11 protein-coding genes are annotated in these 12,694 nt (G+C 72.8%); 6 read left to right on the forward strand and 5 right to left on the reverse strand.

Annotation, left to right across the window (positions count from 1 at the left end):
* Nucleotides 1–8 precede the first annotated feature (8 nt).
* From ACWCP6_RS29805 to ACWCP6_RS29825, 5 genes are all read left to right on the forward strand, one after another.
* Nucleotides 9–1,610, forward strand: coding sequence for an FAD-binding oxidoreductase (locus ACWCP6_RS29805; protein ID WP_450935680.1), 1,602 nt, complete (start codon nt 9–11; stop codon nt 1,608–1,610).
* On the forward strand, nt 1,607–2,491 hold the full coding sequence (locus tag ACWCP6_RS29810) for a diacylglycerol/lipid kinase family protein (protein WP_450935681.1): 885 nt from the start codon (nt 1,607–1,609) through the stop codon (nt 2,489–2,491). The genes ACWCP6_RS29805 and ACWCP6_RS29810 overlap by 4 nt, the downstream gene beginning before the upstream one ends.
* A 287-nt stretch (nt 2,492–2,778) precedes the next feature.
* The gene (locus ACWCP6_RS29815) at nt 2,779–3,429 is read left to right on the forward strand and encodes an HAD family hydrolase (protein ID WP_450935682.1); all 651 of its coding nucleotides are present in this window, start codon (nt 2,779–2,781) and stop codon (nt 3,427–3,429) included.
* A 185-nt stretch (nt 3,430–3,614) separates the two neighbouring features.
* The gene (locus ACWCP6_RS29820; protein WP_450935683.1) at nt 3,615–4,289 is read left to right on the forward strand and encodes a formylglycine-generating enzyme family protein; all 675 of its coding nucleotides are present in this window, start codon (nt 3,615–3,617) and stop codon (nt 4,287–4,289) included.
* A 103-nt stretch (nt 4,290–4,392) separates the two neighbouring features.
* Nucleotides 4,393–5,046: a class I SAM-dependent methyltransferase gene (locus tag ACWCP6_RS29825; RefSeq protein WP_450935684.1), complete on the forward strand. Its 654-nt coding sequence runs from the start codon at nt 4,393–4,395 to the stop codon at nt 5,044–5,046.
* A 116-nt stretch (nt 5,047–5,162) separates the two neighbouring features.
* Here the strand turns inward: ACWCP6_RS29825 and ACWCP6_RS29830 are convergent, their stop codons facing one another.
* On the reverse strand, nt 5,163–6,047 hold the full coding sequence (locus ACWCP6_RS29830; RefSeq protein ID WP_450935685.1) for a TetR/AcrR family transcriptional regulator C-terminal domain-containing protein: 885 nt from the start codon (nt 6,045–6,047) through the stop codon (nt 5,163–5,165).
* Nucleotides 6,048–6,273: 226 nt separating this feature from the next.
* On the opposite strand from ACWCP6_RS29830, the gene ACWCP6_RS29835 reads away from it, so the two are divergent.
* Nucleotides 6,274–7,161, forward strand: coding sequence for a hypothetical protein (locus tag ACWCP6_RS29835; RefSeq protein ID WP_450935686.1), 888 nt, complete (start codon nt 6,274–6,276; stop codon nt 7,159–7,161).
* A gap of 157 nt (nt 7,162–7,318) precedes the next feature.
* On the opposite strand, the gene ACWCP6_RS29840 is transcribed toward ACWCP6_RS29835, so the two are convergent.
* The 4 genes from ACWCP6_RS29840 to ACWCP6_RS29855 all read right to left on the reverse strand — a co-directional run bounded on the left by ACWCP6_RS29840 (nt 7,319) and on the right by ACWCP6_RS29855 (nt 12,405).
* The gene (locus ACWCP6_RS29840; protein WP_450935687.1) at nt 7,319–8,230 is read right to left on the reverse strand and encodes a hypothetical protein; all 912 of its coding nucleotides are present in this window, start codon (nt 8,228–8,230) and stop codon (nt 7,319–7,321) included.
* A gap of 254 nt (nt 8,231–8,484) precedes the next feature.
* Nucleotides 8,485–9,021 (reverse strand): hypothetical protein, encoded by a 537-nt coding sequence (locus tag ACWCP6_RS29845; protein WP_450935688.1) that lies wholly within the window; start codon nt 9,019–9,021, stop codon nt 8,485–8,487.
* A gap of 597 nt (nt 9,022–9,618) precedes the next feature.
* The gene (locus ACWCP6_RS29850; RefSeq protein ID WP_450935689.1) at nt 9,619–11,037 is read right to left on the reverse strand and encodes an alpha/beta hydrolase family protein; all 1,419 of its coding nucleotides are present in this window, start codon (nt 11,035–11,037) and stop codon (nt 9,619–9,621) included.
* A 177-nt stretch (nt 11,038–11,214) separates the two neighbouring features.
* The gene (locus tag ACWCP6_RS29855; RefSeq protein ID WP_450935690.1) at nt 11,215–12,405 is read right to left on the reverse strand and encodes a PP2C family protein-serine/threonine phosphatase; all 1,191 of its coding nucleotides are present in this window, start codon (nt 12,403–12,405) and stop codon (nt 11,215–11,217) included.
* Between the last annotated feature and the right edge of the window lie 289 nt (nt 12,406–12,694).

Genomic DNA, 12,694 nt, shown 5'->3' on the forward strand with positions numbered 1-12,694 from the left:
TGTAACGCATGACGACGCCTCCACACCCCAGCAGCTCCATGGCGTGGAACGCCTGGGGCGAGCCCGGCCACCTCCCGGCGCTTCCGGACTCCGTCCTGGAACTGGTCCATCAGGTACTCGGGCAACCGGAACGCACGCTGACATCGGTCGACGAGGCCGACGTGGCGATCCCGCCGTCCGCGCTGCCCGCATCGGCGGCCGAGACCCTGAAGGACGTCGTCGGCGCGGAGAACGTCCGTACCGACGCCCCGACCCGGCTGCGCCACACGGGCGGCAAGAGCCTCGTGGACCTCCTGCGCCGCCGCGACGGGGAAGCCTCCCAGGCACCGGACGCCGTGGTGCTGCCCGCCGACCACGACGAAGTGGTGCGCGTCCTGGAGGCCTGCACCGAAGCCGGCGTCGCCGTCGTGCCGTTCGGCGGCGGGACGAGTGTCGTCGGAGGCGTCGAGCCGCTGCGCGGCCCCTTCAACGCCGTCATCGCACTCGACCTCGGCCGGCTCCGCCGCCTCGTGGCGGTCGACGCCGAATCCATGACCGCGACCCTCGAAGCAGGCCTGCGCACCCCGGAGGCCGAGGAACTGCTCGCGGCCCATGGCTTCACCCTCGGTCACCTGCCGCAGAGCCACGAGTACGCGACCATCGGCGGATACGCCGCCACCCGGTCCAGCGGCCAGTGGTCGGCCGGATACGGCCGTTTCGAGGACATGGTGCAGGCCATGACCGTGGCGACACCGCGCGGAAGCCTGCGCCTGGGCCGTGCCCCCGCGTCGGCCGCCGGACCCGACCTGCGCCAGCTCTTCCTGGGTTCGGAAGGCACGCTGGGCATCGTCACCGACGTCACCTGCCGGGTGCGTCCGCTGCCCGCGACGACCCACCACGACGCCTGGACGTTCCCCGACTGGACGACGGGAACCGACGCACTGCGCCACCTCGTCCAGGCCGGGGTCGGCGCACGCTCCATGCGGCTCTCCGACGAGACGGAGACGTTCGTCAACGCGTCCGTCGGCGGAGGCCAGGCCCCCTCCGGCTGCCTGGCACTGCTGGACTACGCCGGTACCGCCGAGGACGTGGCGGACGCCCGCGCGGCGACGCGGCGCATCCTGATGGCGATCCCGGGAGCCGAGACCGTGGCGTCCGGCGCGACCGACGACTGGCGCCGCTCCCGCACCAGTGGGCCCTACCTCCGGGACGCGCTCCTCCCGGCCGGATTCCTCGCCGAGACGCTGGAGACCGCCACCACCTGGTCCAACCTCCCCCGTCTGTACGCGGCGGTCGGTGACAGCCTGCGCAGCGCACTCACGCACGACGGCCGGTCCCCGGTGGTGCTCTGCCATGTCTCCCACGTCTATCCCGCGGGAGCGTCCCTGTACTTCACGGCGGTCACCGCCGCGGAGGCCGACCCCATCGCACAGTGGGACCGCGCCAAGAAGGCGGCGAGCGACGCGATCGCCGCACACGGCGGCACCATCACCCACCACCACGCCGTGGGCACCGACCACGTGCCGTGGCTGACCCAGGAGGTCGGCGAACTGGGTGTCGAGGTCCTCAGGGCGGCCAAACAGGTCCTGGACCCCGCGGGTGTGCTCAACCCCGGGAAACTGATCCCATGACGACGCCCGCGTGCACACTCCTGGTCAACCCGGTGTCCGGCCGCGGAGCGGGAGCGCGTATCGCCGAGCGGGTCGCCGAACGGCTGCGCCACCACGGTGTACGACCGGAGCTGGTACTGACGCGGACGGCCGGCCATGCCGCGGAGGAGGCCCGCGCCGCCGGAGCGCGCGGGGGCACCCTCGCCGTCGTCGGCGGCGACGGCATGGTGAACATCGCCGCGCAGGCCCTGGCCGGTACGGAAACGGCCCTCGCCGTCGTCCCCACGGGCACGGGCAACGACTTCGCCCGCGCCCTGGGACTGCCGTTGCGCGACCCGCTCGCTGCCGCCGATGTCGTCGCGCGCGGCGACATCGGCACCGTCGACGCCGCGCAGGTCGGCGACCGCTGGTACCTCACCGTGCTGACCAGCGGATTCGACTCGCGAGTGACACAGCGCGCCGAGAACATGCGATGGCCCCGAGGACGACTGCGCTACAACATCGCGGCCGTCGCGGAGCTGTCCACGCTGCGGACCACCCCGTATGTCGTGACCGTGGACGGGCAGCGCATTGCGCTCGACGCCACCCTCGTCGCGGTGGGCAACACCGCGAGTTACGGGGGAGGCATGCGGATCTGCCCGGCGGCGCGCCCGGACGACGGCCGTCTGTCGGTCACCGTGGTCGAGGCGGTCGACCGGCGCACCTTCGCCCGTGTGGCCCCCCGCGTGTTCACGGGCACCCATGTCGGTCACCCTGCGGTCAGGGTGTACCAGGGCAGCGAGGTGTCCCTGGAGGCTCCTGCCACCACGGCCTACGCGGACGGGGAGCCGATCGCCGCACTGCCCCTCACGATCCGCGTGCGCCCCGGCGCCCTGCGCGTCGTACGGCCTCCCCGCCCATGAAGGAGGCTCCCGCCGTGCCGGCCCTATGGGCCGGTGCGCGGGCACCGCGGCGGGTGGGCCGGCAGCGGGAGGCGCGCCGCGGCGGGGTGCGGCCGGTCACGGGGGGTCGGCCGCACCCCCACCTGCAGCCGCCGCCTCACGTGACCGGCCCGCGGCTCGCCCGGCCGCTCACTCACACGGGGAGCTTCGGAGAGGTGATCCGGATGCACCTGTGACCGGTGCGCGCGCTGTGCCGCCCGCCCGGAGGATCACCGCCGCCGAGCCAAGTCGGGCCCTACACTGCGGAGATGATCAAGCCGATGGAACTCGTCATATTCGACTGCGACGGTGTGCTGGTCGACAGTGAGCGCATCGCGGCACGTGTCCAGGTGGCCCTCGGCGCGGAGTTGGGCTGGCCGCTCACCGAGGACGAAGTCGTCGACCGTTTCATCGGACGCTCCCACGCAGCCATCCGCGAACTGGTCGCCGCCCGGCTCGGCCGGGCCACGGCCGCACTCTGGGCCGAGCGGTTCGAACAGCTCCACCGGGAAGCAGTGGATGCCGGGCTGACCCCCGTCGAAGGGCTGCCCGAAGCACTCGACGCGATCACCCTGCCCACGTGTGTGGCCTCCAGCGGCTCCCACGAGAAGATGCGCCACACCCTCGGCCGCACCGGCCTGTACGAGCGCTTCGCGGGCCGGATCTACAGTGCCGCCGAAGTCGACCGCGGCAAGCCCGCCCCGGACCTGTTCCTGTACGCCGCACGGCGGATGGGCGTCGATCCGGCCGCCTGCGTCGTGGTCGAGGACAGCCTGCCCGGAGTCCAGGCCGCCCGCGCAGCCGGCATGCGCGCCTTCGGCTACGCCGGAGGACTGACCCCGGCCGAGCGGCTGGCGGGTCCGGACACCGTCGTCTTCCACGACATGCGCAAACTGCCTCACCTCATCGCGGAACAGTAGCCGCCCCGCGAGCGGCGAGCGGCCGCACGTTCGCCGTTCGTGCAAAGGTGTGAGCCGGAGGGTCGAGTTCCGGGTCCGCGGGCTCCTGCTCGACGCCACGGCGCGCTGCACACCGTTCAACTGCCGCCCGATTCCGGGAGTTCGTCTGCTGCCACCTGCGCTCGCCCGAGTATGATCATGTGCCCATGGACGCGGGCGCAGGAAGCGAAATGATCGCCGTGCCGCCGGGGCAGGTGACGCTGTCGGACCGGCGCACACAACGCAGTTGGCCGGTCGAACTTGCGCCCTACCGGCTGTCCGCGCTTCAGATCACCCAGGCGCGGTACGCACAGGTCACGGGCCGCCGACCGGGCGCCACCCAGAGGGACGGGCTGCCCGTCGAGGGGGTTTCCTGGAACGACGCGGTCCTGTTCTGTAATGCCCTGTCCCAACGTGAGGGGTTCGCGCCGGCCTACCACGTCCCGGCCGACGGCGAAGGCGTCGAGTGGGACACCTCATCCGACGGGTACCGGCTGCCGACCGAGGCCGAGTGGGAACACGCCTGCCGTGCAGGGACGACAGGACCGCGGTACGGGTCGCTCGACGAGATCGCCTGGTACCGCGACAACGCGGAGGGGCGACTCCACCCCGTCGGTGGCAAACGCCCCAACGCCTGGGGCTTCCACGACATGCTCGGGAACGTCTGGGAGTGGTGCTGGGACATCTACGACGCCGAGGTCTACGGGACCTATCGGGTGCTCCGCGGCGGTGGCTGGTTCGACGAGCACTGGAGCTGCCGGGCCTCCGTGCGCCGCCGTAGCCACCCGACGTTCCGGGTCGACGACGTGGGCTTCCGTGTCGCGAGGTCCGTCGGCGGCTGACCGTACACGTCGGCCGGTCCGGCGGGACGTGCCGAACGCGGCCGCGGACGGCACCGGGTTCGGCACGGTGATGCCAGGACCGGCAGGCCAGTAGCCTTCGGCCATGAGTGACCACATGACTGCCGATGCGGAGGGCAACGGCCCGCCCAGGGGCACCGCCGGATACGCCGAGTCGGCGGATGCGCTGGCCGTTCAGTACGAGGACGTCACGTTCGACGCGGTCCACAGCGCCGTGCTGCAGCTGGTTCCTGTCGAGCCCGGCCGCATCCTGGACGTGGGCGCGGGAACCGGGCGCGACGCCGCGGCGTTGGCGGCCCGCGGACACCGTGTCGTGGCCGTCGAGCCGACTGCGGAGCTGCGGGCGCACGGCCGGCGCCTGCATGCGGAGAGCGGCATCGACTGGGTCGACGACGTGCTTCCGTACCTGACGCTGAGCTGCCACCCGGGCCGGTTCGACGCCGTCTTCGCCACCGCGGTGTGGATGCATCTGGACGCCGAGGAGCGCCGACGGGCGATGGCCAGGATCGCCGAGCTGCTGGTGCCCGGCGGCCGGTTCTTCGTGAATCTGCGTCACGGTCCCGTGCCTGACGGCCGCCATATGTTCGACGTGTCCGCCTCCGAAACCGTCGAGTTGGGCCGGTCGCACGGGCTCCGGACGGTCCACGTCGGCGAGCGCCCCGATCTGCACGGCCGCGACAGTGTCCGGTGGAGCAGTCTGGTCCTGCAGTCCGACGGCATCGGGAACCCTCTCGACTGAACGCGGACCGTGGGTGACAGTCTGCCGTCCACGGCCGGGCCCGATCGAGTTCAGCACACCGAACTTCCGGAGTACCTGAAGCCGTGAAGGCAGGGCCCGGACGGTGCCACCCCCGGTCACTCGGTCGCACGGGGGGGCGGTGGGACCTCGAGCATGGGGGCGATCCCGTCGAGGAGGGTCTTGAGACCGAACTCGAACAACGTCTCCAGGTCGAGGTCGTACCCGCCCTCGAGGCGCCCCATGACGCTGGTGAACACCGGATACCTGGTTGCCCGGACCATCGCATCGAACGCCGGTGCCTGGTGGTCCATCCACTGTTCCTCGGACAGACCGGTGGCCGCCTCGGCCTGCGCTTCCCTCTCCACGTGCACGGCCATACCGTGAATATGGCTGTACAGGAGCACGTGCAGGTCGAGCAGGGTGGCCGGATCGAGGCCGTGGCCGTCCAGGGCGGCGACGACCCACTCCGCGTGGTCCATCAGCGACGGCAGCATCAGGGGCCGGGTGAGCGCCCCGATCTGCGCGAGCCAGGGATGCCTGCGGTAGATACCCCACAAGGTGCGCGCACCGAACTCCAGCCGGGCCCGCCACCCCGCCGGAGGCTCCACCGGGTACGTCTCCTCGGCGAACGCTGCGTCCGCCATCAGCAGAACCAGGTCGTCCTTGCCGTTGACGTAGCGGTACGGGGACATGGCGGCGACGCCGAGCCTGGCGGCAACATTGCGCATCGACACCGCTGACAGCCCTTCACCGTCCGCGATGTCGACGGCGACGCGGACGATCCGCTCGCGGCTCAGCTCCAGGTCGGAGGCCGAGGAGCGGGGCTGCCGCCCCGACGGGGGCCGGCCCTCCACCGCCGGTGAGGACTTCCCGGCCGCCACCACCGTGCCGACCCGAGGCCGGGTCTCGACCAGCCCCTCCCATCGCAGCACGGTGAGGGCCTTGGTGGCCGTGGCGAGCGCGACTCCCCACTCGCGGGCGATCTGGCGCGTCGACGGCACGCGCTCACCCGGGGCGAGCGAGCCGTCGCTGATACGTCGCCCGATCTCGTCGGCGATGCGCCACGGCCGCCCCCGAACACGCCGCCCAGCCCTGCCCGACCAGCCGGTCCGCGCGATAAATGGGCCGCCCCGTCCGGCAACCCCTTCTACGATCGTGGAGTTCGTCGGCCGGCTGTCGCTGTCCCGCCGTCGGGCCTTTGCCGAGGGGGAGCGTGGGGGTGCGGCCGTGACGTGGCGATGGCGCAGGAAGAACAACGGCCGGAGAGAGGGCCCGGAGGAGTCGCCGGACGAGCAACAGGCCCTGGAGGAGACGCCCGGGACGGCCGAGCCGGAGACGGAGCCGGCGAGGCACCGGTGGACCCACCACTGGGGGGCCTGGGGCGAGGAGTGGCAGGACTGGCTGTGCCGCTCCCAGGTGGGAGTGGACCTGCTGGTGTGGTGGCGGGACGAAGGGAACGACCTCCTCGCCCTCGTCGGGCCGGGACGGTACCGCGACCGGCTCGCCGAACTGCTGTCGCGCGCCGCACCACGGGACGTGGCGGCCATGGGGATCGGGTGCACCCGTCGTATCGACAGGCCGTGCCGTGATCCGAGGACGTGCAGCCAGGACCCGGCCGACGGTCCGCAGGACCGGACCCGGTACCGCATGGGGCCGGTCCCGGGCGCGTGCAGCGACTTCAAGGACTGCTGGAGTGCGTACGGGATCGACGTCGAGTTCACCGCGAGCGACCGGCATCGGGCGGTGCACATCCAGGACCCGTCGGAGTTCTCCATGGTGGGCCTCTGGGTGGACGGAGTCCGCGTTGCGGAGGGCGTCTCGCTGGAGCAGTCCGGGTACTGGGCGGACGAGCGTTTCTACGTGGTGCAGGCCGAGGGCCCCGAGGACCACCCCGAGCAAAGCCCGGTGATGGGGAACCTGGGCTACCACGTCCTGTCGCTGGTGGTCCACGACGTCGAGCGGGCCGCGACACGGATGCTCGTGCCCGAGGCCACGGAGACGTGGACGGATCCGATGCTGCTCGTGGACGGCGACACCCTTTGCGTGTACCCGGACCCCAAGGCCCGTGCGGCCGGGCGGCCGGACCGCGTCATCCCCGTCGAGCCGTCGTCGTAGTTCCGGCCGCCGCCGCGCATCGGACGGTGCCCCGGGCATGCACATGCACGGCGGCTTGAACGCAGGCGAGTTGACGGCCACGCCATCGAGGCGCCTTGCGGGGCGCCCCCCTTCTGCCGGGCGCGCCGGTCTCCTTCCGCCGGGTGCACCCGCTGCGTCACCCTTCCAGGCCATCGGCGTGGGAGCGGGCCGTCTGCGCCGCACGGCGCGCGGTGCGCGCGGTGTCCCCAACCTCGGTGACCCGGCTCCTGGTCCCGGCCAGACGACGTCGGGCCTCGCGCTGCTGCTCCTCTGCCGTCTTCAACTCCTCGGCCAGATCGGCTGTTCGCCGCTCGGCCTCCTCCAGTTCGCTCTCGGCCCGACCGGCCTCCGCCTGGGCCCGTTCGAGTTCCTCTTCGAGCAGGTGCGCCTGCCGCTCCGCGGCTTCCGCTCCCCGGCGGGCCTCGGCGGCCTTTCGGCGCCGCTCGCTCGCGCGGCGTTCGTCCGCCTTCGAGCGCGCGGCGGAGGCAACTGCCTTTCCCCCTTCCTGGGTTGTCCGCTCGGGCTGAGGCGGGGGAGTCGCGGCCGGGCGGGAGGAGGAGGCGGCGACGGCGGGGAAGCCCGTGGGCGGCCCGAAAGGCCTGGTGATGCGGCCCGCTGCCCATTCCCGGGCCAGATCGGGGTCGGCGAGCACCGCGTGCAGCGTGGTTTCGAGTTCGCGCCGGGCACCGTCACCGATGGGGTGCCCGGACTCGGCCGTCAGTTGTCCGGCCATGCGTGCGAGGGAACCGACCACGGTGTGCTGTCGACTGCTGAGTTCCCGCAGTTGCTCCCGGTCGAGATGCAGATGCGCCTGGCGGAGGGCCTCTCCCAGCCGCAGCAGCCCGGCGGCCTCGTCCGGATGGGCGCGGACCAGCAGATTGCTGGCCCATGCCGACAGGGTCGGACGCCGCAGGGCGCCGATCCGCGCCGCCAGTGCCTTCTCGCCCGCTGCGCGGGCCGCGGCAGCGTGCCGGGTACGGGCGTCGACGAACTCCTCGGGCGGCAGCCCGTACAGCTCGTCGGTGACACGCTCCAGATCCACGCTCATCCCGACGCCCTTCCGCTGGGACGGCGAGCCCGCCCGGAGGCTGGACACACGGCCCGGCCCGAGATGTGGCTCATACGAGTTCCACTCCTCCGCAGGAGCCTAAGCTGCCCCGGCCCGTGGCGCCGTCTGCCGGGCTCCGTCGGCGTGCGCGGCGCCGGGCGGCCCGACGCTGCGCCACGCTGCGTGAAGCCTTTGCGTCGAGCAGCTGGGGTCGGGCCGGCGCTCGTGGTTCCGAGTGCCGGCCACGCGGCCGCTCACGCGAGCTCGGAGGAGCGGCCCGTCGGGTCGGAGGCGAGGAGGCCGTGCAGAGCCCCGCGGTGGAGGTCCGCGATCGGGCCGAGCAGGTCCGGGTGGCGCAGGAGCGGAGCCGCACGGTGATCGCGCTGGCTGGGGAGGGTCAGCCGGCGCGCATGGCCCACACGGTCCGCACCGTGGTGGGTCGCAGTCAGACAGGCCGCTGCCACGGCGGCGAGATCGGCGTCGGCGAGCAGGCAGGCCGCCCAGCTGACGACGGTCTCGTCCACCCAGGAGCGCCAGACGTACTCGTCCTCCTCCAGCGGGTGGGCGTCGCTGCCGGTGACCGAGTCGAGCCGGTCGGAGCCACCGGGGCCGAGCAGATTCAGCAGTTCGGCGTCCATCACGGTGGGGTAGCGGAGGGCGGCGGCGATGGTGGCCGCCTCCCATGCCTGGGCCTCTGCCAGAGCGTGGTCCACGGGGCCGGCCACCGGCGGGTAGGCCGACAGCAGCCAGCGGGTGGCGGCAGCGATGACGGGCGAGAGATCGCCGGGCATGTGAATCCTCCTTTGCACGTGCCCGCCGTGGGTCTGTCACCGTGTGCGTGATCCCGTCGCGAGCACTCGCGCACACCAGGGCGCGCGGGACGGACAAGCGTAAATCGGTCACATACGGAGCAACAGGATGTACGTCACAGTCATGGACCGGACATCGCGTCCCGGCGGCTCCTGTGCCCGCCCCGGTCGCAGGGTGAGGAGGTGAAGGCCGACCTGGTCCGGTAGTGCCCGCAATGCCGCGCGGGCAGCCGGGTGTGGACGTACCCCAGCAGGATCCGCCGCCCTGGTCGCCGCGGGGGAGATGCGTCACTGGGAGTGAGTGATCCGCCAGGCGGCGACCTCGGCGGGTGATTGTGGTCCCACGCCCCGGCAGGCCGTGCATGCCGGGGAGAACCGCGGGGCGGCCCGCCCTCCGGCTCCCTCCCGGGGCTCACCGCCATGCTGTGGGGTTCCGGCCGGTCCCACGTCGCTGACCCCGGCGCTCACCGCCGTCGACGTGGCGTGCCCGCCCTCCGGCGGTCCCGCGTCGCCGGAGATGAGCGGACCACCCTGCGCCCCGCCGCCACGCGATACGGCCGGCGACCCCCGGGGGAGGCCTCAGGGGCGCAACACGCCCCACCAGAGTGCCCAGGGGACGAATCCCACGGCTGCGAGCGCCACCGGGGCGGACCGCAGCCATGCCGTCCGGCCCAGAGCCCCGCGCGACCGCCAGAGCGCGGCCGCGGCAGCGCAGGTCACCGCCACCATCGTGACGCCGAGCGCCTGTGCCACCAGCCACCCGGCGGGGCGCCCCCAGATCACCGGCGTCGCGGCCGCGTCTCCGACGGCGAAGACCGAGAGCGGGCACACCAGGGCCGCTGTCACCGTGACCAGACCGAGCCCGGCCGTCCGGCGCACCGGTCGCACGACGGGGGCCCTCCGCACAACAGCGCCGACCGGGTAGGCGGCGAAGCCGAGGAGGAGCAGCGCGGGGGAGAGCCATGCGTACGGGCCGGGGTCGGAGACGGGCGTGCTGGAGGCCGCCTGCGGCGGCGCGGGGTCGGCGTCGGAGACCGGCGGGTGCCCGGCGCCGACCGCTCGTATCCACGTCGTCACGGTCCTCGTGCAGGCGGGCGCCAGTTCTCCCAGCGGCTTGCCGTGGAAGAGGGGGCCGCCGATCCGGTCGAAGCCGTCCGATGTGCGGTGGCCGTTGTGGGCGCCGCCGGTGACGAAACGGATGACGGCGTGTGCGTTGCCCGCCCGGGCGAGCGCGCGCCGGAAGACTCCCGCGCTCTCCCGGGGCGGCACCTGGGTGTCGTACTCGCCCCACAGCGCCAGTACCGGCGTACGGTGCAGGCGTTGGAGCACCGGGACCGGATCGTAGTCCGCCGCGGAGAACAGCCCAGTGGCACCGGTGAGCCGGGCCGCCGGTCCGCTGACGGTGTGCTCGAACGAACCGGTGACGTTCCGGTGCCTCAGGTGCGTGGTGAGGTTCCAGGCCTCGGTACGCAGAGGGGAGTATCCCGACGCTCCGATGGTGACGACGAAGGCGACGTCGGAGGAGCGGGCCGCGGCCAGCGGCGCGACCCAGCCGCCCTCGCTGAAGCCCCGGAGGCCGACGTGGCGGGGGTCGACGTCCGGCCGGCCGCGCAACAGCCGCACGCCGGCGAGCGCGTCTTCGGCGAGTAGCCCGAAGTCCCGGTGGAACGTGGAGTACCGGACGGTCCGCTTGTCGAAGACGAGGGTCGTGATCCCGGCCCGGGCGAAGGCCTCGGCCTCCTGCCGGTACTCCTCGCGCGGACCGGGTCCGGAGCCGCCGACGAGCACGACCCCGGGGCTGCGTGTTCGATCCCCGCCCTTCGAGAGGATCGTCCCGTGGAGGAGGAGACCGCCGCCACCGCGGAAGGACACCTCCTCGTGGGCGAGGCCGTCGCCGGCGGCCCGTGCATCAGGTGCCGGCAGGAGGAGCGTGAGGGCCAGCGCACCTATCAGGGCGGCGGCCCACACGCGTAAGAGTCGGTTGTACGAGAGCAGCACGCCGTGCGGCTCCTTTCGTCTGAAGTCGGCTGCGCAGCCGGCGCAGCACCGGATTGCGGTACCGGACGGTTCGGTCCGGTCAGTCGACACGGCACGCGATGGCCGGTACGCCGACGGGAACACCCCCGTCACCACCGGGCCTGGCGGGAAGCCGACGAGCGGGTGCCTCCCGGGCCGCTACGGCTCGCGGCGGACCGCCGGCCCGCCGTTCTCGTCCACGCTCGGCAGGTGGTACGCGGCGAGGGCCGCTGTGTCGTCGTTGAGCTGGTTGTCGCTGAACGTCAGCAGGTCGTCGTGGAGGCGGTCGAGAAGCTGATCGGGCGACAGGGGACCCCAGGAACGGACACGTTCGACGAGGGGGTAGAAGGCGCCGTCGGAGTTGCGCGTCTCGGTGATGCCGTCGGTGTAGAGCAGGAGCTGGTCGCCGGGGCGAAAGGGGTACTCGTCGACGTGGTGGGTCTGCCCCAGGAGCACGCCGAGGTTGAGAGGCGGCGACGGGTCGGCCGTCTCCAGCTCGCTGACCCCGTCGGGGTGGATGAGCAGGGGCGGCGGATGGCCGCAGTTGACGATCCGCAGGACGTGGTCCTGGGGGATCTCCGCGAGGACGGCGGTGACGAAGCGCTCGGCGATGTCGCTGCCGGGGAGTTGGGCGGCCCTGCGGTTCATGCTCGTCTCGACGCGGAGCGCCACGGCGGCGAGATCGGGTTCGTCGTGGGCGGCTTCACGGAAGGCGCCCAGAAGGGTGGCGGCCGTCTCCACGGCGAGGAGGCCCTTGCCGCGGACATCGCCGATGAGCAGGCGGGTCCCGTGCGTCGTGGGCACGGCCTCGTACAGGTCGCCGCCGATGTGTGCTTCCGCGGCGGCGGAGAGGTACAGGGTTTCCACCTGGACCCGGCCGATGCGATGGGGAACCGGGCTGAGCAGGACGCGCTGCGCGATCTCGGCCACGAAGCGCACGGTGGCGAGGGTGCGTTCCCGCCGGGTGCGGTGGGCGGCCAGGATCGTTCCGAGAACGCCCACCAGGGCGGTGCAGAAGTAGGCGGCCACGTAGTGGCGTTCCCACAGGCTGCCCACGGAGCGTCCCGCACAGCACGGCGTGCCGGCCAGGACCCCCAGGAAGAGCACGGCGAACACGGTGACGGCGGCGACGATGGCGGGACCATGGGCGAAGGCCGCGACCAGCGGCAGGGCGATGAGCAGAAAGCTCAGAGGCCACTGCACGGGAGTGATGGGCTCCAGTGCCAGGAGCGCCGCGACGTAGAAGACGGGCAGCCAGCGCATCCACGCCGGGGCGGCCGGCGCCGACAGGCCCGAGCCGCCCGGCTGCACCGCCTTGCTCGCCGCTCGGTCGCCGCCAGGCCGCTTCACCGTCCGCTCCGGCGCAGGGCCCGTGGTGCGAGCGCCGCGAGCAGCGATGCCGCCGGACCGAACGGGCGTACCAAGGCGGGGCCCGCAGGCGGACAACACACCGAACGGCTCCCCTCACGCAGCCTGTACACGCGGGACTCCTGGCACAGGACTCGAACAGGAGGTCCAGCCTGCTGCGTCGCACCACCCGAGACCGGCCATTGCTCCAGTCAATGGCATGTCAACCCGAACGGCCCGGGCGCGGCGCCCGTCCTCCCGTCCGCCCGGCGCAGGGCCGGTGGCGCGTACC

The organism is Streptomyces sp. NPDC002004 (assembly GCF_053593975.1).

Excerpts from the sequence above, each read along its gene's own strand:
- ACWCP6_RS29805 (WP_450935680.1), top strand. The coding sequence starts at position 9 with ATGACGACGCCTCCACACCCCAGCAGCTCCATGGCGTGGAACGCCTGG.
- ACWCP6_RS29810 (WP_450935681.1), top strand. The coding sequence starts at position 1,607 with ATGACGACGCCCGCGTGCACACTCCTGGTCAACCCGGTGTCCGGCCGC.
- ACWCP6_RS29815 (WP_450935682.1), top strand. The coding sequence starts at position 2,779 with ATGATCAAGCCGATGGAACTCGTCATATTCGACTGCGACGGTGTGCTG.
- ACWCP6_RS29820 (WP_450935683.1), top strand. The coding sequence starts at position 3,615 with ATGGACGCGGGCGCAGGAAGCGAAATGATCGCCGTGCCGCCGGGGCAG.
- ACWCP6_RS29825 (WP_450935684.1), top strand. The coding sequence starts at position 4,393 with ATGAGTGACCACATGACTGCCGATGCGGAGGGCAACGGCCCGCCCAGG.
- ACWCP6_RS29840 (WP_450935687.1), bottom strand. The coding sequence starts at position 8,230 with ATGAGCGTGGATCTGGAGCGTGTCACCGACGAGCTGTACGGGCTGCCG.
- ACWCP6_RS29845 (WP_450935688.1), bottom strand. The coding sequence starts at position 9,021 with ATGCCCGGCGATCTCTCGCCCGTCATCGCTGCCGCCACCCGCTGGCTG.